The following is an 18779-nucleotide window of genomic DNA, read 5'->3' as shown; positions in this document are numbered from 1 at the left end:
GTCACGGAGCTGGGCCACAAATTCCAATGGAAACCTACCCCATGCAATTGGCAGGACGCGACGGCATCCCGCGCCATTGGAGGCCACCGATGATCCGCCGGCGGGTGGTGATCGGGCTCGGCCTTGGAACCCTGCTCGCGATCGGCGCCGCGTCGACGGGACTGGACATCAAGGCGCGCAACGATACCGCCCTGGTCGAGCACACGATGGAGGTGCTGGAGAAATCCTCCGAGCTCCGCGCCCTGCTGCGACAGTCAGAAGCCGCCTCGCGCGGCTTCGCATTGTCCGGAGCCGACCGGTTCATCGCAGAGTTTCAGGCGACGAGTGGACTTATTCCTGCGGCCTGGGCGGACCTGCGAGAGCTCGTCCGGGACAATTCCTCGCAGAGCGAGCGGCTGCGATCGATCTATGGCATCGTGCAGCGGCGCATTCAGCTTGCCGGCGAGCTGGTCCGTCGCCACGCGGCGAACGATCGCGACGGCCCGGAGGCGCTGGCGGCGAGCGCGGCCGGTCCGGCGGCGATGACGACGATCAACCAGGCGCTCGACGCCTTTACCGATGAGGAGCGCCGGCTGCTGGCGGACCGCGCCACGATCTCGCGACGAACCGGATCCTGGCTACTGGCGATCGACCTCGCCGGCGTCGGCCTGCTGCTCCTGATGTCGGCCTATCTCGTCCGGCGCGCTCATCTTTCCGACCGGGCGCTGCGCTCGTCCCTCACCCGGTCACGGGAGACCGCGACCTCGCTGGAAGCCCAGGCCGTGCAGCAGCGCAGCGATCTCGCCGCCGCCTATGACGCGCTGCGCCGCTTCTCCGCCATTCTCACGAACACCTTCAACAGCATGGCCGAGGGCGTCCTCGTCGTCGATCCCGAAGGCACGATCATGCTGTCGAACCAGGCGATGGGACGTTTCCTGGGAACGAATGTGGGCAAGACCTTCGCCGAGATGCAGGCTGCCAACCAGTTCTACGAGAGCGACGCCGTCACCCGCATCGTCGATGAGGAGCTCCCGATCGCGCGCGCCTTGTGCGGGCTGTCGTTCGACCGCCGCGAGGTCGTGGTCAAGCCGACCGACGGCCGGCCGCAGTTTCGCCTGATGGTCAGCGGGCGGCCGCTGCGCAATTCCGCAGGCGCGATCAGCGGCGCCGCGCTGGTGTATCACGACGTCACCGACGTGCACGAGACCGAGCGCCTGCTGCAGCAGGCGCAGAAGCTCGATGCCATCGGCAAGCTCACCGGCGGCGTCGCGCACGACTTCAACAACATGCTGACGATCATCACCGGGTCGATCGAGGTCCTGATCGACGCGGTGCAGGACCGGCCGGCGGCGGCCGAGTTCGCAGCCCTGATCGGCAGGGCCACCGATCGTTGCACCGAGCTGATCCGGCATCTGCTCGCCTTCGCCCGCAAGCAGCCGCTGCGTCCGCGCGACATCGATGTCAACGCCACGGTGGAGGACATCGCCAAGCTGCTGCGGCCGACCCTCGGCGAGCAGGTCGAGATCAGGACCGTTCTTGCCGACGAGGATCTCATCGCCCATGTCGATTCCGCGCAGCTCGCGAACGCGCTGGTCAACATGGCGATCAACGCGCGCGATGCGATGCCCGATGGCGGCAGGCTGCTCCTGGAGACGGCGAAGACCACGCTCGACGCGGCCCATGCAGCGGCCAATCCCGGCATCGTGCCCGGTTCCTACGTCATGGTCGCGGTCAGCGACACCGGCAGCGGCATGCCGCGGGAGGTGAAGGACCGCGCCTTCGAGCCGTTCTTCACCACCAAGGATGCCGGCAAGGGCTCCGGTCTCGGCCTCAGCATGGTCTATGGCTTCGTCAGGCAGTCCGGCGGCCACGTCAAGCTTCAGAGCGAGCAGAACCGCGGCACGACGATCCGGCTCTATCTGCCGGCGGCGCAGGCGACGCAGCAGATCGAGACGGAGCACGAGCAGGCGCTGCCGCATGGCCGCGAGACGATCCTGGTGGTCGAGGACGATCCGCTGGTGCGCGACTTCGTGCTCGCCCAGTTGCAGGGCCTCGGCTACACCACCCTCGTCGCCTCGCAGGCCTCGGAGGCCCTGGCCATCGCCGCGCGGAACCAGCCCTTCGACCTGCTGTTCACCGACGTCATCATGCCCGGCGGCATCAGCGGCCGGCAGCTCGCCGAAACCATCATGACCACGCGCCCCGCGCTCCCAGTGCTCTACACCTCCGGCTATACCGGCGATGAGATGGTCGAGAACCGGCAGCTCGTGCCGGACGCGCTGCTGCTAACCAAGCCCTATCGCCGCGCCGAGCTCGCGCAGATGGTGCGGCAGGCGCTGGACGGCAAGCCGGCGGCCGGCTGGCGCTAGCCGCGGGTCGCCATCGCCACCGCGGCCAGCGTGAAGGCCAGCGCGGCCACCTGCCCTGCCCCGAGCGGCTCGCGCAGCGCGATCGCGGAGGCCAGGACGCCGATCACCGGCACCGCCATGGTGCCGATCGCCGCCACCGAGGCCGGCAGCCGCGACAGCGCCGCGAACCAGGCGACATAGGCGACGCAGAACTGGATCACGGTGGAATAGAACATCAGCGCCCAGTCGAGCTGATCCAGCTTCGTCCAGTCGGAATGCTCGACCGCGAAGCCCACGAGCACGATCGGCACGCAGCCGATGCCGATCTGCCAGGCCGCCGCCGACAGCGGCGGCAGCCTGATCGGGAGCTTCTTGGCCATGACCGTGCCGAGCGCGAAGCCGAACGCGCCACCGAGCACCATCAGGATGCCCGGCAGCTTGTCGCGGCTGGCGTTGAGCCCGTTGCTGCCCATGATCGAAGCCAGCCCGGCGAACGCCAGCACCAGCGCGAGCACGCGCAACAGCGTCGGCCGCTCGCCGAGGATCGGCCAGGCCAAGAGCGAGGCCCACACCGGCATGGTGTAGGCGATCAGCGCCGCCTCGCTCGCCGGCAGCCACAGCAGCGCCAGCCCCATCAGTACCATCCAGGCGGTGACGTTGAGCATCCCGGCCAGGATGAGCCGCGGCCAGACCTCCCGCGGCACGGCGAGGCTCTGGCTGCGGATGACGGCCAGCAGCGCCAAGAGAGCCGCCCCGACCACCCCGGTGGTGCCGCGCAGAGTGAGCGGCGGCAGCACGCCGACCAGATGCTTGGTGACCGGCCAGTTGAAGCCCCAGCCGAGCGAGGTGATGGCGAGGAACATCAGCCCGGCGGGCGTGATCCGCCCGCTGGCCACTGGCTTGTCTGTCATGGAATCACCGGCGCCGTCCGTGGGACGATGAGCTTGCCGGCGTTTTCCCGGCCACACCAGGGATTGTGGGGCATGCCTGCCCCGCGAACGCTCCGTAGGCGCCCGTGAGTCCCGCTGATGCAAGCGAAACACGTCATTCGCACGCGAATAAATCTGCCCCTGTGAACAGCGGGACGAAGCCCTGTGGACAGCCTGCGGCACAAATTTTTTCGGTTTCGAATCCGCGAGGACTCGCCGATAGTTACGGCCATCACGATACCGGCACGCGCCCTGGTTATCCCGTACTTTCCCCCATATTTAGTGTTTGGTTAGGGAACCCCCACTAGTCCTTGACGTGGGAAGCGGAGTCGTCCTAGCTTCCGGCCCGGTTCGGCGCACAGTCATGTTTCGGGTCTGGCCGGCCGCTTCCCTCGAGAGGGCTCGAAGACGACCACGCCGCCGTCCCTACGGCTGCGGGCGTGGGTCGCCGTCTGCCCTGTGTACCACCGCTGCGCCGCCGCGCCCTGGCGGGGAACCCACTAGATGTGGGGTCTCCCCTGCAATGACGACGGAGCAGAGCGGCGGGAGTGACGCGTTGAGATCAGACGGCGCAGGCAGCGGACGGGCTGCACGCGCCGGCGAGGAAGACGGGGCGAGACGCCGGACAACGGCGCGGCAGCTTCCGGCTTCGAGGCTGAACAGATGCGGACCGGGCAACCGGTTGAACTGCGGCGGCAGACGAGTTTCCCGGCAGCGTCCGGGGACTTCCAGCCGCCGCCCTTGGATGCAATGATCCCGGCCGCAGCGAACGCGGTCCGGCAAGAACAATTGGGGCTCGCGATGCGGATTGAACGGCGCAACACCACCGAAGGACAGTCACCCTATGCAGGGATCGACTTCCGCCTGACCACGTCCGAGATCAAGAATCCGGATGGCTCCGTGGTGTTCCGGCTCGAGAATGTCGAGGTCCCCGAGTTCTGGTCGCAGGTCGCCTCCGACGTGCTGGCCCAGAAGTATTTCCGGAAAGCGGGCGTCGCCGCGCGCCTGAAGAAGGTCGAGGAAGAGAGCGTGCCGTCGTGGCTGTGGCGCTCGGTGCCGGACACCGAGGCGCTGGCCGCTCTCCCCGAGAACGAGCGCTACGGCAGCGAGCGCTCGGCCAAGCAGGTGTTCGACCGCCTCGCCGGCTGCTGGACCTATTGGGGCTGGAAGGGCAACTACTTCTCCTCGGAAGCGGACGCGCAGGCGTTCTATGACGAGCTCCGCATCATGCTCGCCAAGCAGATGGTCGCGCCGAACTCGCCGCAATGGTTCAACACCGGCCTGCACTGGGCCTACGGCATCGACGGCCCCGGCCAGGGCCATTATTACGTCGACTACAAGACCGGCAAGCTGACCAAGTCGAAGTCCTCCTACGAGCATCCGCAGCCGCATGCCTGCTTCATCCAGGGCGTCGAGGACGACCTCGTCAATGACGGCGGCATCATGGACCTGTGGGTGCGCGAGGCGCGCCTGTTCAAATACGGCTCCGGCACCGGCTCCAACTTCTCGCGGCTGCGCGGCGAAGGCGAGCGGCTGTCGGGCGGCGGCCGCTCGTCCGGCCTGATGAGCTTCCTCAAGATCGGCGACCGCGCCGCCGGCGCGATCAAGTCGGGCGGCACCACGCGCCGCGCCGCCAAGATGGTGGTGGTCGACGCCGACCATCCGGACATTGAGGCCTATATCGACTGGAAGGTGAAGGAGGAGCAGAAGGTTGCGGCGCTGGTCACCGGCTCCAAGATCAACCAGAAGCACCTCAAGGCCGTGATGAAGGCCTGCGTCAATTGCGAGGGCTCCGGCGACGACTGCTTCGACCCCGAGAAGAACCCGGCGCTGCGCCGCGAGATCAAGCTCGCGCGCCGCGCGCTGGTGCCCGACAACTACATCAAGCGGGTGATCCAGTTCGCCAAGCAGGGCTACAAGGACATCGACTTCCCGATCTACGACACGGACTGGGATTCCGAGGCGTATCTGACCGTGTCCGGCCAGAACTCCAACAACTCGGTGTCGCTGAAGGACGACTTCCTCCGCGCCGTCGAGACCGACGGCGACTGGAGCCTGATCGGCCGCACCAACAAGAAGGTCGTCAAGACGCTGAAGGCCAGGGACCTCTGGGAGAAGATCGGCCACGCCGCCTGGGCCTCGGCCGATCCCGGCCTGCACTTCAACACCACGATGAACGACTGGCACACCTGCAAGGCGTCCGGCGACATCCGCGCGTCCAATCCGTGCTCGGAATACATGTTCCTGGACGACACGGCGTGCAACCTGGCCTCGGCCAACCTGCTGACGTTCTACAACACCGAAACGAAGCACTTCGACGTCGGCGCCTACGAGCATCTCTGCCGGCTCTGGACGGTCGTGCTCGAGATCTCCGTGCTGATGGCGCAGTTCCCGTCGAAGGCGATTGCCGAGCTCTCCTACGAGTTCCGCACGCTGGGCCTCGGCTATGCCAATATCGGCGGCCTCTTGATGACCATGGGCCTGTCCTACGACTCCAAGGAAGGCCGCGCGCTGTGCGGCGCGCTCTCGGCGATCATGACCGGCATCGCCTACAAGACCTCCGCCGAGATGGCCGGCGAGCTCGGATCCTTCCCCGGCTACAAGAAGAACGCCGCGCACATGCTGCGCGTCATCCGCAACCATCGCCGCGCCGCGCGCGGCGAGGCGACCGGCTATGAGGCGCTCTCCGTCGCCCCGGTGCCGCTCGACCACGCCCACTGCCCGCAGGTCTCGCTGGTCAGCCACGCCATCCAGGCCTGGGACGACGCGCTCGCGCTCGGCGAGACCAACGGCTACCGCAACGCTCAGGTCACCGTGGTCGCCCCCACCGGCACCATCGGCCTGGTGATGGATTGCGACACCACCGGCATCGAGCCTGATTTCGCGCTGGTGAAGTTCAAGAAGCTGGCCGGCGGCGGCTACTTCAAGATCATCAACCGCGCCGTGCCCGCAGCCCTGCGCGTGCTCGGCTATCGCGAGAGCGAGATCGCCGAGATCGAGGCCTATGCGGTCGGCCACGGCTCGCTGTCGAACGCGCCCGGCGTCAACGCCACCACCTTGAAGGCCAAGGGCTTCACCGACGAGGCCATCGCCAAGGTCGAGAAGGCGCTGCCGACCGCCTTCGACATCAAGTTCGTGTTCAACAAGTGGACGCTCGGCGAGGACTTCATCGTCAAGCAGCTCGGCGTCACCACTGAGGCGATCGCCGCCCCCACCTTCGACCTGCTCACGGCGATCGGCTTCACCAAGCGCGAGATCGAGGCCGCCAACGTGCACATCTGCGGCGCGATGACGGTCGAGGGCGCCCCGCATCTGAAGGCGGAGCACTATTCGGTGTTCGACTGCGCCAACCCCTGCGGCAAGATCGGCAAGCGCTATCTCTCGGTCGAGAGCCACATCCGCATGATGGCGGCAGCACAGCCGTTCATCTCGGGCGCGATCTCCAAGACCATCAACATGCCGAACGACGCCACGGTCGAGGACTGCAAGGCGGCGTATCTCTTGTCCTGGAAGCTCGCGCTGAAGGCCAACGCGCTCTATCGCGACGGCTCGAAGCTGTCGCAACCGCTCAACTCGCAGCTCATCGCCGACGATGAGGACGAGGACGATGCGGTCGAGTCCTTCTACGACAAGCCGATGGCCGCGCGCGCCACGCAGGTCTCGGAGAAGATCGTCGAGAAGCTGGTCGAGCGCATCGTGGTGATGCGCGAGCGCGAGAAGATGCCGGACCGCCGCAAGGGCTACACCCAGAAGGCGGTCGTCGGCGGCCACAAGGTGTACCTGCGCACCGGCGAGTATGACGACGGCCGCCTCGGCGAGATCTTCATCGACATGCACAAGGAGGGCGCCGCGCTGCGCTCCTTCATCAACAACTTCGCCATCGCGGTGTCGCTCGGCCTCCAGTACGGCGTGCCGCTGGAGGAGTATGTCGACGCCTTCACCTTCACCCGCTTCGAGCCGGCCGGTCCCGTGCAGGGCAACGACTCGATCAAATATGCGACGTCGATCCTCGACTACGTGTTCCGCGAGCTCGCCGTCAGCTACATGTCGCGCTTCGACCTCGCCCATGTCGACCCCTCCGAGAGCAATTTCGACGCGCTCGGCCGCGGTGTCGACGAAGGCAAGCCGTCGGAGGACGGCCCGAGCCAGCAGGCCGCGAAGTATGTGTCGCGCGGCCTGACCCGCTCCCGGACCGACAACCTCGTCGTGATGCGCGGCGGCTCCTCGTCACCCTCCCCTGCAGGGGGAGGGTCGATCGGAAGCTCCGCTTCCGATCGGGGTGGGGTGAATCTCACCGCCCTCTCCCATGCCCGCACCGGTGACGCCCTCGACGGCGCCACCGCCCTGAAGCAGGAGCCGCAGCACGACCTCTCGCCCACCGAGAAGCTCGAGGCCCTGCAATGGAGCAAGGCCGGCACGGCCAACGCGCAAGTCGCCTCCAAGGCCGAACGCCGCGCCGAAGCCAAGGCCAAGGGCTACGAAGGCGAGATGTGCTCGGAGTGCGGGAATTTCACGCTGGTGCGGAATGGGACGTGCATGAAGTGCGATACGTGCGGCAGCACGACGGGGTGTTCGTAAGAACGTCTTCGCCCCCGACAGCAAAAATCTAGATGCCCATTTTCGTGGGCATCTAGACAAGCTTTCGACAGCACTGCATTGCTGAGGCTTTAGGACGATGAAGTGCCCACACTGCACTATCTTTTTTCATGACAGCTGGATTGAAGATACCTTTCAGAGGCACGGCCATAATCTTGTTCCTGATCGCATCAATCAGGATCTATATTGGTACTATCGAACCGCATACTGCCCTGAATGCCAGAGGGTAATCATAGAAGTCGCGCGGAAGAGGAACCGAAACTCAGATCCAGAGTGGGAAATCATCGTCCCTAAAGGCGCGACTAGGGGTCCCGCGCCTCCTGAGGTGCCGGTCGACATAGTTCGCGATTATTTGGAAGCTTGTGACGTTTTACCGATCAGCGCCAAAGCCTCGGCCGCTCTAGCCCGAAGATGTCTTCAAGCGATGCTTCGGTCTGCGGGCTATAGAGCCAAAGACCTCGCCAAAGAGGTCGACCTATTATTGAACGAGCCCGATCCGAAAAAGGCACTTACTCATCAATTGCGAGAAACAGTTGATGCAATCCGAAACTTCGGGAATTTCTCTGCCCATCCAATAGACGACAAAACAACGATTCAAGTAATTGAGGTAGAACCGCATGAGGCAGAATGGTGCCTCGATGTCATCGAAGAGCTATTCCAACACTTTTATGTTGGACCAGCTAAAGCAAAGGCGAAGAAGGACGCCCTAAACGCGAAACTTACAGCGGCCGGGAAGCCGCTAGCAAAGTAGCTCGCGTAGGGCGGATTAGCGGAGCGTAATCCGCCGCTTGACCGGAGCGGCGCGTTACGCTTCGCTAACGCGCCCTACGCAGCGAGCCCTGGGCTTACCCCGTCTCCCACATGCACCTCCACGTATTCTCCGATCTCCACACCGACACGGCCGAGATCAAGCCGATCGAGGCCCTGCCCGGGATCGATGTCGCAGTCGTCGCCGGCGATGTCTGCGAGGGGGTGGTGAACGGGTTTGCGCGGCTGCGCGAGATCGTGGCGGAGGACGTGCCGATCGTCATGGTGATGGGCAACCATGAATTCTATCATCGCACCTACCCCGAGGAGCTGAAGCTGGCGCGGGCCGAGGCGGCGCGGTTCGGGGTGCATCTCCTCGAGAACGAGGCGGTCGTGCTCGCGGGCGTGCGCTTTGCGGGCGCCACGCTGTGGACCGACTATGCGATCTTCGGCCCCGGCAGCGAGGCGGAGGCGATGGCCGCCTGCGGGGACACGATGCACGACCACCGCTGCATCATCTGGCAGGACGAGCCGTGGCTGCGGTTCACGCCGCGGGAGGCGCTCGGCCTGCACCTGACATCGCGCACCTGGCTCACGGGCCTCTTGGAGACGCCGTTCGACGGCCCGACCGTCGTCGTCACCCACCACGCCCCCGGCTGGGGCTCGGTCGCCGAGCGCTATCACAACGACCTGACCACCGCCGCCTTCGCCTCCGATCTCTCCGCGCTGATCCTCGCCACCCAGCCGGCACTGTGGATCCACGGCCACATCCACACGCCCTCGGACTATCGCGTCGGCACCACCTGCGTGATCTGCAACCCGCACGGCTATGGCCGCGAGAACCCGGATTTCGATCCGGAGCTGGTGGTGGAGGTGTAGTCGTCTGCTCGGCGTGGCTGGGCAGGCTCTCTCTTCCGTCATTCCGGGGCGCGCGAAAGCGCGAGCCCGGAATCCATAAGCACGAGCGGCTATGAGTTGCGAGATGCAGGCCGCGACGATGTGTGCCCAGCCCCGCGGCCTGTGAGTATGGATTCCGGGCTCGCGCTTCGCGCGCCCCGGAATGACGTGGGGAGAGAACACGCACCCTTCTGCTGGCTCGGCCTCCGGCGCTACTTGAAGCACACCGCCTTGTCGCCCGCCGCGAACGAATTCCCCGGCATCGGCCGCAGCGGGAGTTACGGTGACGCTGCACCTTACTCGATCTGTTTGCGCTCGAACGTCCTCACCCACTCCCGCTGATCTTCCGTATCCGGCACGCGCACGCCGCGTGCGGCGGCGATCCGGTCGAAGGCCTCAGCTCCATCAATGCCCAGCCGAATCATCACGCAGGCCGCGATGACGGCGGAGCGGCCGATGCCGGCGCGACAATGGATCAGGACCGTCTGGCCGTCCGTCAGCCGCGCGGCGAGGTCGTGTGCGAGCCGCAACGCTACGCTGCGGCTCTCAGGAAGACCACGGTCGGGGATCGGAAATGACACGAAGGCCATGCCGTGTGACTGGCACAGCGCGGCCTCGCGCTGAAGGCCGAGGTCATGAACCTCAGCCGGCTCCAGCAGGCTGACGACGACGGCGATGCCCTCGCCCACCCAGGCCGCGATGTCCTCCGCCAGCCAGTCCTCCGCCCTCGGCCGCGCCGCGATGGCGAGGCGGCCGGCGGTGGGCAGGTCGATCCGGTGCAGGCGGGACATGGTGATGGTCCTGTCATGAATGAGCGTTCGTAACCCGGATGAGCGAGAGCGACATCCGGGATCGCGGCTGCCGAGACGGATGCACTCTCAGGCCCCCGAACATCATACCGCGTCCGCTACTCGATCCCCAGGATTTCCCGGAGCAGCGGAACGATCGCCGACACGCCGCAGTTTGCTACGAACCCAACAACGAAGGAGGTTCGTTCATGAGGATGGCAATCGTCTTGACGGCGGCTCTGTTCGCCGCTTCGCCGGTGTTCGCCGCAGAGACCGGCGCAAGTTCGCACGGCGCGTCGAAGAAAGCGCCCGGTCAGCAGATGCAGCGTAGCAAGACGTCGACGGCGCCCGGCGCTTCGGAGTACGCGCCCGGTCATCAGAGCAACACCGCCGCCGGCCCGGGGCATTCCGAGAGCGCTCCTGGCCAGCGCATGACGACCACCGGCTCCAGCACGCATAGGAAGTAGTGGGCGCGCGAACGGGAACGATCCCGCTTCTCGGCCCCCCCCTTTCGCTTGAAGACACAGAAAAGCCGTAAGCCTCTCAGTTCATCTTCCAGACATCCGAGGAGTCACATGCGCAAAGCGATCTTCATCTTGGCAACATCGATTTCAACCGCGCTGATCGTGCCCGCCAGCGCGTTGCCTCGCGCTCCCCTTCAGGTCGATCGCGGCGCATCTGATCTCATCGAGGTGAGAGGCGGTCATGGCCATGGTCATGGTCACGGCTGGGGCCGCGGCGGCGGTCACCGGGCCTTCGGCTGGAGTCGCGGCCGAAAGGTGGGTTGGCGCGGTCATCACTGTCCGCCAGGCCACTGGAAGAAGGGATGGTGCTGATCGGCCGGACCAGGAGCGTTGGCAAGCGTAGGGCGGATGAGCGGAGCGTAATCCGCCGCTTGACCAGATCGGCGCGTTACGCTTCGCTAACGCGCCCTACGCGGCGAGCCCTGGGCTCCACCTCCCTGCCCGCCATGAACCTCCACATCATGGCGTGCCGATCGTCATGGTGATGGGCAACCATGAATTTGATCACCGCACCTTTCCCGAAGAGCTGAAGCTGGCGCGCGCCGAGGCGGCGCGGTTCGGCGTGCATCTGCTGGAGAACGAGGCGGTCGCGGGCGTGCGCTTTGCCGGCGCCACGCTGTGGACACGACCACGCACTTCCCGCGCGCTTTGGTTGACTTGCATCAACAGGGTCGAAGTGAATCCGCATCAAGCTGTCATCGTCAGAGAAGCGGAGGCAGTATCATGGCCGACTCGCAAGCATCTCTCGTCCCATCCCACGACGCGCCCGATCCGCACCGTCAAATCGATTCAGCCGCGTGGGCCGTCTTCTTCATCTGGCTCGGCGTGGTCATGCTCGCGGGGCTTCCCTGGGGCTGGTTCCTGGTGGGCGTCGGCGTCCTCATCCTGGGCGCACAGATGGTGCGGACGCAACGGAGCCTAAAGGTCGACAGGTTCGGCGTGGTCATCGGGGTCATCATTCTTGCGGCCGGCCTGTGGGATCTTCTTGCCTTGCCGTTGCCGCTCATGCCGATGATCCTGATCGTGCTGGGCGGATATCTGCTCTGGAAGACGCTTTCGACGACGGAATCCCCCTGAAGCGGCGCACGAAACATCAGGAGGCTCGGATGAGCGGGACAGCCCGTAGGGTGCGGGCGGTTCGCATTGGTGGGCACGCGCCGCCTTGCGGCGGCGCTTTGCCCGCCCTGCGGCGTTACTTGAAACACACCGACTTGTCGTTCGGGTCGAACGAATTGCCCGGCATTGGCCGCAGCGGGGTCAGCTTGGGGTTGGCGGCCAGCAGCCGCTTCGAATAGGCCCCCAGCGCGGCGTTCATCGTGTTGAGCCGGTCCTGCGCGTCGGTGCGCTGCAGCGGCAGGGTGACCACGCCAGAGTTGTAGACCTCCGCACGCGACCATTGCTGGCCCTGCACGATGCGGCCGACGAGGCGCGACTTCAAATCGGCGGCGCTGTCACCGGCCGCGCTCTTGGCCCCGACGACGTTCGGCGGCAGCAGACTGGGGTTGACGATCCAGCCGCGCGGCTTGGCGACGTTGTTGCCGAACAGGATCAGCTCGTCGACGGTGTTGTTCAGCGCCACATAGTCGCGCAGCGGCAGGCTGGCGTCGCCGGTGCCGGTCTCCTGGACGTGGCTCGCCAGATGCGGGCCGGTGGCGCAATAGGTGCCGAAGCTGAGCTTGATGCTGCCGGAGCTCATGGCCATGTAGCTGCCGACATCCGAGCCGCCCGGCGGCGACGGCGCGTCGTCGCCGCAGAAGGTGCCATGCGACGAGGCATCCTGCAGGGAGTGCAGATAGAGCCCGATCCGGGCGATCTGCACCGGCACCGGCGGCTTCCTGGGATCGTCGAACAGCACGCCGGTCGTCCGGCTCTTGTCGTCCAGCCAGGACTTGAGTTGGGTGTAGTCGACGACGCCGTTGCTGTTGTCGAGCACCTTCGGTCCCGAGGTGATGTTGATGGCCGGTCCGATGGCGTAGTTCTCCAGCAGCGGTACGTTGCCGCTGATCGGCGTGCCAGCCAGGCATTGCGGGCCGCTGAAGTTCGAGGAGCCGTTCGGCACCGTGTATCCGGCGGTGCACAGCAGGCCCGGGCCGTCGTCGGGCTTCATCGCCCATTGCCTGAGATCATACAGCGTGCCCTGATAGACGCTGTCGATGGTCACGGGATAGCCGGGGGGCGGATAGTGGAACGGATACACCGCCTGCACGCCGCTGGCGCCGTGCACGTCGGTGCCCTGCCCGTTCGGCGAGAAGTTCAGCAGGTAATGATACAGCGGCCCGTCGGTGGTGTTGTTGGTGCGCTGGAAGCCGTTGAACTTGGCGGTGATGTAGCTGGCGCCGGAATTGGTCGATGTCGCCTGCCCGCCGCACTGATCGATCGGCGCATATTGCGCGTAGTCGGAATTCTCGTTGTAGGCGGCGATCCAATAGGCCACGTCGGCGCGATAGCCGAGCGCCTGGGCGATGAAATAGGTGGAGTCGGCGTGGATCATGCTGCGGCCGGGCGGAATGACGGCGAACTGCACCGCCTCGAGCAGGCAGCCCCGGTTGAGCGCCTCCGCCGGATTGCGGCACGCGCTGGCCGGCGCGAGACAATTCCTCAAGCCGTCCTTCACGCGCGGGATGCAGATGTCCTCCAGGAACGCCTGCGCGGGGTGCGGCGCGGTCAGGCCCCAGCCGAGAACGGACGATCCCACGACGACGGAGAGGGTCGACAATGCAAAGCCAATGCGCATGAAAAACTCCTTGGTGATTGAAATCCAGCCGGTCGGGAGCTGAACCATGGTCAAACGCCACGTCTCTCAAGCCACGCGAAACGCTGCGTGAGGCTTGCCTCGCGGATTCGGCGAGGATGATTTGCCCCCATCTCGATCAAAATATCAACCTATAGTTGTTATGACAAATGCATCGCTTTCGCAAAGATGGCGCGCTGCTTGGCCCGCCGACGGCTCGCCGTTGACGCAGGTCTTTCAGACTCGCATCATCACGCCCTGATGTATCGCGATGTCACCGAGCCGCCGTCGGAGGTGCGCTATCGCTTCCCTTGCTGCCGCTTCCTCACCCTGGGTGAGCGCGGCGGGTTCGAGATCTGCCCGGTCTGCTATTGGGAGGACGACGGCCAGGACGACCACGATGCCGACCTCGTCCGTGGTGGTCCCAATGGAGCGCTGTCGCTGACCGAGGCACGCGCCAATTTCAAGACCCACGGCGCCTCGGAGGCGGCGCATCGTGCGTGCGTCCGCCCCCCCCCCCGGCGGACGGCGAACGCTAGCTCGTCGCACGATGCGGGACCGTCATCGGCCCGACGGGAGACGCCGGATGTTGTCATCGCTGGATGCCACCACGCCAGCATAGCGATCGCAGGCGAGCACCAAGCGCTAGCGTCATGTCGCAGGGAACGAGCCGTTCAGCTCGCTCCGTCTCGTTTGCCATGAGCGTCGTTCTTCTCGCGCTGAGGAGAGATCTTCCAGTCGCGACCTGCCTTACGGTGGTCCCAATCGATGCCGGGTCCCATCCGATGCAGCGTGTGCTGCTTCTGACGTTCGCTGGTCGACTGCCCCTTCTCTCTTGCCGGCACGCCTGAACTCGCTTTGGTCTCCGCGGGATTGGGGGAAGGTTTTCCTTGCCCCTGAGCGAACAAGGGATTGAGGCTGACTGACGCCAGCAAGATGATCATGAAGGCAAAAGTACGCATGGAACAGCTCTCCCTTTGCATGTCACATCGACCATCCGGCCGCGACCTCGACAGGAGCACTCTGAAGGTCGCGGGCGGCTGCGGATTGATCTGGATCAGATATCCCGCGGGACCAGGCAATCGCGGCTCGCCGGAGCGGATTGACCAGCGATGAATGGAACATGCCTTTGCCTGAGCCGTTCCTGGGTGAAGTGCGGATCGCGGCTGTTTACAGAGCAGACAGATGACCAAGTTTGCGAAGGGCGACCACGTCTCCTGGAACTCGGAGGCCGGCCGCGTGACCGGACGCATCGTCGCGGTGCATGTGCGCGACTTCGACTACAAGGGCTATCGTCACCGCGCCAGCAAGGACTCTCCGCAATACGAGATCAAGAGCGACAAGAGCGACCACATCGCCGCTCACAAGGAGAGCGCCTTGACCAGGGTGAGCGGCGATGAGGCTCGCGGTTCGCAGGGATGACCGAGCACTCACCCGCCAAGACCGCAATGACACGGGCGCGCGACGCGCTTCCCGTCTTCACCATCGGGCACTCCACGCGGACGATCGCCGAGTTCGTCACGCTGTTGCGGGCCGGCGAGGTTCAGCTCGTCGTCGATATCAGGCGCATCCCGCGCTCGCGGACCAACCCGCAGTACAATTCGGAGGTGCTGCCGGCCGAGCTCGCGCGCCATCAGATCCGCCATCTGCGCATTGCCGAGCTCGGCGGCCTGCGCAAGACGAGCGGAATTTCACCGGACACGAACGGCTTCTGGACCAACAAGAGCTTCCATCATTACGCTGACTACGCCCTGTCCGATGACTTCCGGCGCGGCTTCGATCGCCTGCTGACCGTGTCGGCCGCGCAACGCACGGCCATCATGTGCGCGGAGGCGGTGTGGTGGCGCTGTCATCGTCGCATCGTCGCCGACTACCTGATCGATGCCGGCTGCGCCGTGTATCATCTCATGGGCCACGACGAGGTTCGTGCGGCGACGTTATCTGAGGGTGCGGTGCGAGCCGGCGACAGATTGACCTATCCCGGCTCGAACAACGAATGACACGCAACTCGCGGCGCAGCCGACGCGCTCCGCATCGCGACCAGGCTAGGTCTCCTCCTCCATCGTCACCGCGACGGCGCCGATGGCCGACAGCCGCACCTTGTCGCCTTCGACGTCGGCGACGAGACCCTTGTCGATGAAGTGATGATGCCCCTTGTGGCTGCCCTCGCCGCTGTCCTTCCTGGTCAGCTTGATGCGGTTGCCGTCGACGCGGTCGACGGTGCCGACATGCGCGCCGTCGGCGCCGATGACTTCCATGTGTTCCCTGATGTCCTGCATGACGCGTCTCCTTCGTGGCTGATGATGGGTCTGAAACTGCCTCAACCGGCGGGGTGCCCGAACTGTTCCTTCCGCGCACGGAGCCGTCGGGCGGATCAGCGCAGCGTGATCCGCCATTCCTCCGCAGGCGGCGGTTACGGCTGCGCCAAACCCCGCCCTACGAACTCTCGTCATTGCGAGGAGCCGAAGGCGACGAAGCAATCCAGGGCGGCACGAGAATTCTGGAGTGCTGCGGATCCTGCCACGGGCTGCGCCTTGGCGCGGACCCGTCGGCTGGCAATGACGCGAAAATCCGCCTGCGCCGACAAGCCATTTTCATCAGCGGCCTCAAGCTGATCTGGCCTGTCCAGTCCTTCGGTGAAAAATAAATCACTTTCGCTTTTTCAAAAATCATGATTGTCTACGCCCATCCCGGCCCGCCGAGAGGGGCGCATCGCGATCGTCACGAGACGTGGGCCGGAGATGCGGTGGCTGTGAGTGTGCCGCAGCGGGCTCGAGGCCCGCCGACGAACGGCACGCTTGCGGACGTGAAGACGCGTGGTCCTGGCGCCCCGAAGCTGGCGCCAAGTGCGGTGGTGATGATGATCGCGCCGCGCGACGGTGGCTAACAAGCCGGACACCGGGGAGATCGCGACATAAGCGTGAAAACCATCGCGCGGGGAATGCCGGGATGCCTCGGCTGAACCTGTGGTGACTGCCGCCTGCTTATCTTCTGCAGGCGGGCCATGGGTGCGGCCAGCGCCCGGCATTCCCCGCGCCCTCTCCCTTCAGAGGGCCGACGACCGGCAAGGCTCGGGCGCCATCTGCGTCGCGGGATCGCGCCCGCTTGGCGATGCTACGCCTTGCGCACGGTGCCGAGGAAGCCCTCCACCGCCACGCGGAAACGATCGGCATCGGTCGACATGCGGCGGACGGAATCGACCATCGCCGCGCCCGCATTGCCGGTCTGGCGGTTGAGCGCTGCGACCGAGCCGATCGTGTCGGTCACGGCGCGGGTGCCCTGGGCGGCATGCTGGAAGTTGCGCGAGATCTCGGTGGTGGCGGCGCGCTGCTCTTCGACCGCCGCGGCGATCGCCGTCATCTTCTCGTCGATGCTGGAGATGTTGTGGCTGATGGCGCGGATCGCCTCGACCGACTCGCCGGTGGCGGCCTGGATCTCGGCGATCTGGCGGGTGATGTCGTCGGTGGCGGTCGCCGTCTGCGCCGCGAGGTTCTTGACCTCGCCGGCGACCACGGCGAAGCCGCGGCCGGCTTCGCCGGCGCGCGCCGCCTCGATGGTCGCGTTGAGCGCCAGCAGGTTGGTCTGCGCGGCGATCGCGGTGATCATCTTGACCACCTCGCCGATGCGGTTGGCGGCGCGGTCGAGCATCTCGACGGTGGCGTTGGTCTGCGCCGCCTTCTCCACCGCCTGGCGCGCATCGGCCGCCGAGGCCTGCACCTGGGCCGCGATCTCGGAGACCGACGCGGTCAGCTCCTCGGTGGCGGCGGCGATGGTCTCGAGATTGGTGGTCGCGGTCTCCGCGGCGCTGGCGACCGCGGCCGTCTGCTCGGTGGACTCATCGACCAGCTTGCGGACCTCGCCGGCGCTGGAATCGAGCTGGCCGGTCGAGTTGCCCATGCTGACGATGACCGCCTGCACGGTGTCGTCGAAGCTCTTGCAGGCGCTGTCGATCGCCTGCGAGCGCTCCAGCCGGCGGCCCTGGTCGAGCTCGCGCTCGCGCGACAGCTGCTCGGCGGTGGCGGCGCTCTCGCGCAGGCCCTCGAGGGCGGCAGCCATGGCGCCGAACTCGTCGGCATGAGCGAACTGCGGCACCGGCGTCTGGTAGTCGCGCTGGCCGATGCGCTGGATCGCCTGCATCAGGACGCCGACCGGGCGCATCAGGCGGACGCGCACCGCGCGCAGCGCCAGGCCGGCCACCACGAGCGCGGTGATGAAGGCGAGCGACTGGACGATCAGGCTGCTCAGCGCCGCGGTCTTGATCTCCTCGGCGCGCGCGATCGAGCCGTCGAGCGCGGTCATGCCGATGGCGATGATGCCGGCGAACGGGCCCTGGCAGAACGCGTTCCATTCCGGCGCCGGCATCGCCGGCTTGCCGCTGCCGTCGAACCCGTTGGCGAGCTGGTCCATGCGCTGATGCGCGGCCTCGACCTCGGCGCGCGAGGTCTTCACGGCCCCGGCGAGCCCGGTGCTGCCGCCCCCCGCCAGGAGGTCGTCGAGCCCGGACCAGCCGGCCGCGACGGTGCCGCGCCATTGCGCGATCGCGCCCTTCTGGGTGTCGTCGAGCGGCTTGGAGGCGTTGATGTTGGGGCGCAGCGCCGAGCATTGCAGGCCGTAGCGGTCGCGGACCTGCCAGGCCAGCCGCCGCGCCTGCACCATCTTGGCGATCGCCGGATCGGTCATCCAGGCGCGGTTCGAGACGGCGAGCGAGGCGGCGTTGGCGACGTCCAGCGTCTTGGTCATTGCCTGGTACCAAGCCTGCGTACGCGCCAGCACGCGTTCGGAGCGCGGCTTCGCGGCTTCATCGAACAGCAGCTTGAACTGCGGAACCGTGGCGTCCCAGCTCGATTTCAACCCGGCCATGAGGTCGTCGCGCTCGGGCATGTCGACGCCGGCGAGCGCGGCGACGATGCCGTCATAGCCCTTGGCCTCGATGCCCTGATATTCGGTGAGCTTGGCGCGCGGATCGTCCTCGCTCAGCAGCACGCTCTGGATGTCGCCGCGGTGGGCGCGCATGACCAGGACGTTCTGGAAGATCGCCTTGTCGGCCGCGGTCAATTGCTCGGTCGCGACGCTCTCGCGATAGCGGCCCGCGGCGCCGCTCATCAGGATCGCCGTGGACACCAGGATGCCCGCCGCCAGCACCGACAACAGCACCATCAGCAGAGTACTGACCGATTTCTTCATCACGCCCCGCCCCACACCAGAAAGTGGCAGGATGACGCGATTGCACAAATTCTTCC

The 18779-nt window shown here is 66.0% G+C and carries 17 protein-coding genes; 11 read left to right on the top strand and 6 right to left on the bottom strand.

From position 1 onward, the window contains the following. The first annotated feature begins 89 nt into the window (after positions 1-89). Positions 90-2348, top strand: coding sequence for a CHASE3 domain-containing protein (locus QW863_RS01475; protein WP_315712242.1), 2259 nt, complete (start codon positions 90-92; stop codon positions 2346-2348). Here the strand turns inward: QW863_RS01475 and QW863_RS01470 are convergent. Then, positions 2345-3238: a DMT family transporter gene (locus tag QW863_RS01470; RefSeq protein WP_315767287.1), complete on the bottom strand. Its 894-nt coding sequence runs from the start codon at positions 3236-3238 to the stop codon at positions 2345-2347. The two genes, QW863_RS01475 and QW863_RS01470, sit on opposite strands and share 4 nt — an antisense overlap. Before the next feature lie 819 nt (positions 3239-4057). Between QW863_RS01470 and QW863_RS01465 the strand changes: the two genes are divergently transcribed. From QW863_RS01465 to QW863_RS01460, 3 genes are all read left to right on the top strand, one after another. After that, a complete protein-coding gene (locus QW863_RS01465) occupies positions 4058-7834 on the top strand; it encodes a vitamin B12-dependent ribonucleotide reductase (RefSeq protein ID WP_315712244.1) in 3777 nt (1258 codons plus the stop codon). A 97-nt stretch (positions 7835-7931) separates the two neighbouring features. Beyond that, entirely contained in the window at positions 7932-8603 is a 672-nt protein-coding gene (locus tag QW863_RS35975) for a DUF4145 domain-containing protein (protein ID WP_315810493.1), read from the top strand. 110 nt (positions 8604-8713) lie between these two features. Then, positions 8714-9478 (top strand): metallophosphoesterase, encoded by a 765-nt coding sequence (locus QW863_RS01460; protein ID WP_315712245.1) that lies wholly within the window; start codon positions 8714-8716, stop codon positions 9476-9478. A 314-nt stretch (positions 9479-9792) separates the two neighbouring features. Here the strand turns inward: QW863_RS01460 and QW863_RS01455 are convergent, their stop codons facing one another. Then, complete coding sequence (locus QW863_RS01455) at positions 9793-10287, bottom strand: protein-tyrosine phosphatase family protein (RefSeq protein WP_315712246.1); 495 nt, start codon at positions 10285-10287, stop codon at positions 9793-9795. Positions 10288-10493: 206 nt separating this feature from the next. Between QW863_RS01455 and QW863_RS01450 the strand changes: the two genes are divergently transcribed. The 3 genes from QW863_RS01450 to QW863_RS01440 all read left to right on the top strand — a co-directional run bounded on the left by QW863_RS01450 (position 10494) and on the right by QW863_RS01440 (position 11885). After that, entirely contained in the window at positions 10494-10751 is a 258-nt protein-coding gene (locus QW863_RS01450; RefSeq protein ID WP_315712247.1) for a hypothetical protein, read from the top strand. A gap of 108 nt (positions 10752-10859) precedes the next feature. Next, positions 10860-11120, top strand: a complete 261-nt coding sequence (locus QW863_RS01445) for a hypothetical protein (protein WP_315712249.1) — start codon at positions 10860-10862, stop codon at positions 11118-11120. Between the two features lie 411 nt (positions 11121-11531). After that, positions 11532-11885, top strand: a complete 354-nt coding sequence (locus QW863_RS01440) for a hypothetical protein (protein ID WP_315712251.1) — start codon at positions 11532-11534, stop codon at positions 11883-11885. Between the two features lie 115 nt (positions 11886-12000). On the opposite strand, the gene QW863_RS01435 is transcribed toward QW863_RS01440, so the two are convergent. Then, positions 12001-13542, bottom strand: coding sequence for a hypothetical protein (locus tag QW863_RS01435; RefSeq protein ID WP_315712252.1), 1542 nt, complete (start codon positions 13540-13542; stop codon positions 12001-12003). A gap of 186 nt (positions 13543-13728) precedes the next feature. Between QW863_RS01435 and QW863_RS35970 the strand changes: the two genes are divergently transcribed. Continuing rightward, entirely contained in the window at positions 13729-14241 is a 513-nt protein-coding gene (locus QW863_RS35970) for a CPCC family cysteine-rich protein (protein WP_409977874.1), read from the top strand. Here the strand turns inward: QW863_RS35970 and QW863_RS01430 are convergent. Continuing rightward, a complete protein-coding gene (locus QW863_RS01430) occupies positions 14214-14501 on the bottom strand; it encodes a hypothetical protein (protein ID WP_315712254.1) in 288 nt (95 codons plus the stop codon). The genes QW863_RS35970 and QW863_RS01430 overlap by 28 nt on opposite strands. A 223-nt stretch (positions 14502-14724) precedes the next feature. Here QW863_RS01430 and QW863_RS01425 point away from each other — a divergent pair, with 223 nt between their 5' ends. Together QW863_RS01425 and QW863_RS01420 are read left to right on the top strand one after the other, a co-directional pair. Further along, complete coding sequence (locus QW863_RS01425; RefSeq protein WP_315712256.1) at positions 14725-14961, top strand: DUF2945 domain-containing protein; 237 nt, start codon at positions 14725-14727, stop codon at positions 14959-14961. Next, a complete protein-coding gene (locus tag QW863_RS01420) occupies positions 14958-15539 on the top strand; it encodes a DUF488 domain-containing protein (RefSeq protein WP_315712257.1) in 582 nt (193 codons plus the stop codon). The genes QW863_RS01425 and QW863_RS01420 overlap by 4 nt, the downstream gene beginning before the upstream one ends. A gap of 45 nt (positions 15540-15584) precedes the next feature. Here QW863_RS01420 and QW863_RS01415 read toward each other — a convergent pair whose 3' ends face one another. Continuing rightward, complete coding sequence (locus tag QW863_RS01415) at positions 15585-15818, bottom strand: DUF2171 domain-containing protein (protein WP_315712258.1); 234 nt, start codon at positions 15816-15818, stop codon at positions 15585-15587. 53 nt (positions 15819-15871) lie between these two features. Between QW863_RS01415 and QW863_RS01410 the strand changes: the two genes are divergently transcribed. Continuing rightward, positions 15872-16186 (top strand): hypothetical protein, encoded by a 315-nt coding sequence (locus QW863_RS01410; protein ID WP_315712260.1) that lies wholly within the window; start codon positions 15872-15874, stop codon positions 16184-16186. Between the two features lie 467 nt (positions 16187-16653). On the opposite strand, the gene QW863_RS01405 is transcribed toward QW863_RS01410, so the two are convergent. After that, complete coding sequence (locus QW863_RS01405; RefSeq protein ID WP_315712261.1) at positions 16654-18723, bottom strand: methyl-accepting chemotaxis protein; 2070 nt, start codon at positions 18721-18723, stop codon at positions 16654-16656. Between the last annotated feature and the right edge of the window lie 56 nt (positions 18724-18779).

The organism is Bradyrhizobium sp. SZCCHNR1017, from assembly GCF_032381375.1.
GTDB lineage: Bacteria > Pseudomonadota > Alphaproteobacteria > Rhizobiales > Xanthobacteraceae > Bradyrhizobium.
This window is presented reverse-complemented; position numbering and strand designations above follow the sequence as displayed.

What these genes read in the sequence shown, in the direction of transcription:
- QW863_RS01450 (WP_315712247.1), top strand. Translation starts at nt 10,494, where the DNA reads ATGAGGATGGCAATCGTCTTGACGGCGGCTCTGTTCGCCGCTTCGCCG.
- QW863_RS01435 (WP_315712252.1), bottom strand. Translation starts at nt 13,542, where the DNA reads ATGCGCATTGGCTTTGCATTGTCGACCCTCTCCGTCGTCGTGGGATCG.
- QW863_RS01420 (WP_315712257.1), top strand. Translation starts at nt 14,958, where the DNA reads ATGACCGAGCACTCACCCGCCAAGACCGCAATGACACGGGCGCGCGAC.
- QW863_RS01440 (WP_315712251.1), top strand. Translation starts at nt 11,532, where the DNA reads ATGGCCGACTCGCAAGCATCTCTCGTCCCATCCCACGACGCGCCCGAT.
- QW863_RS01470 (WP_315767287.1), bottom strand. Translation starts at nt 3,238, where the DNA reads ATGACAGACAAGCCAGTGGCCAGCGGGCGGATCACGCCCGCCGGGCTG.
- QW863_RS01455 (WP_315712246.1), bottom strand. Translation starts at nt 10,287, where the DNA reads ATGTCCCGCCTGCACCGGATCGACCTGCCCACCGCCGGCCGCCTCGCC.
- QW863_RS01415 (WP_315712258.1), bottom strand. Translation starts at nt 15,818, where the DNA reads ATGCAGGACATCAGGGAACACATGGAAGTCATCGGCGCCGACGGCGCG.
- QW863_RS01475 (WP_315712242.1), top strand. Translation starts at nt 90, where the DNA reads ATGATCCGCCGGCGGGTGGTGATCGGGCTCGGCCTTGGAACCCTGCTC.
- QW863_RS35975 (WP_315810493.1), top strand. Translation starts at nt 7,932, where the DNA reads ATGAAGTGCCCACACTGCACTATCTTTTTTCATGACAGCTGGATTGAA.
- QW863_RS35970 (WP_409977874.1), top strand. Translation starts at nt 13,729, where the DNA reads ATGGCGCGCTGCTTGGCCCGCCGACGGCTCGCCGTTGACGCAGGTCTT.
- QW863_RS01460 (WP_315712245.1), top strand. Translation starts at nt 8,714, where the DNA reads ATGCACCTCCACGTATTCTCCGATCTCCACACCGACACGGCCGAGATC.
- QW863_RS01430 (WP_315712254.1), bottom strand. Translation starts at nt 14,501, where the DNA reads ATGCGTACTTTTGCCTTCATGATCATCTTGCTGGCGTCAGTCAGCCTC.
- QW863_RS01405 (WP_315712261.1), bottom strand. Translation starts at nt 18,723, where the DNA reads ATGAAGAAATCGGTCAGTACTCTGCTGATGGTGCTGTTGTCGGTGCTG.
- QW863_RS01465 (WP_315712244.1), top strand. Translation starts at nt 4,058, where the DNA reads ATGCGGATTGAACGGCGCAACACCACCGAAGGACAGTCACCCTATGCA.
- QW863_RS01445 (WP_315712249.1), top strand. Translation starts at nt 10,860, where the DNA reads ATGCGCAAAGCGATCTTCATCTTGGCAACATCGATTTCAACCGCGCTG.
- QW863_RS01425 (WP_315712256.1), top strand. Translation starts at nt 14,725, where the DNA reads ATGACCAAGTTTGCGAAGGGCGACCACGTCTCCTGGAACTCGGAGGCC.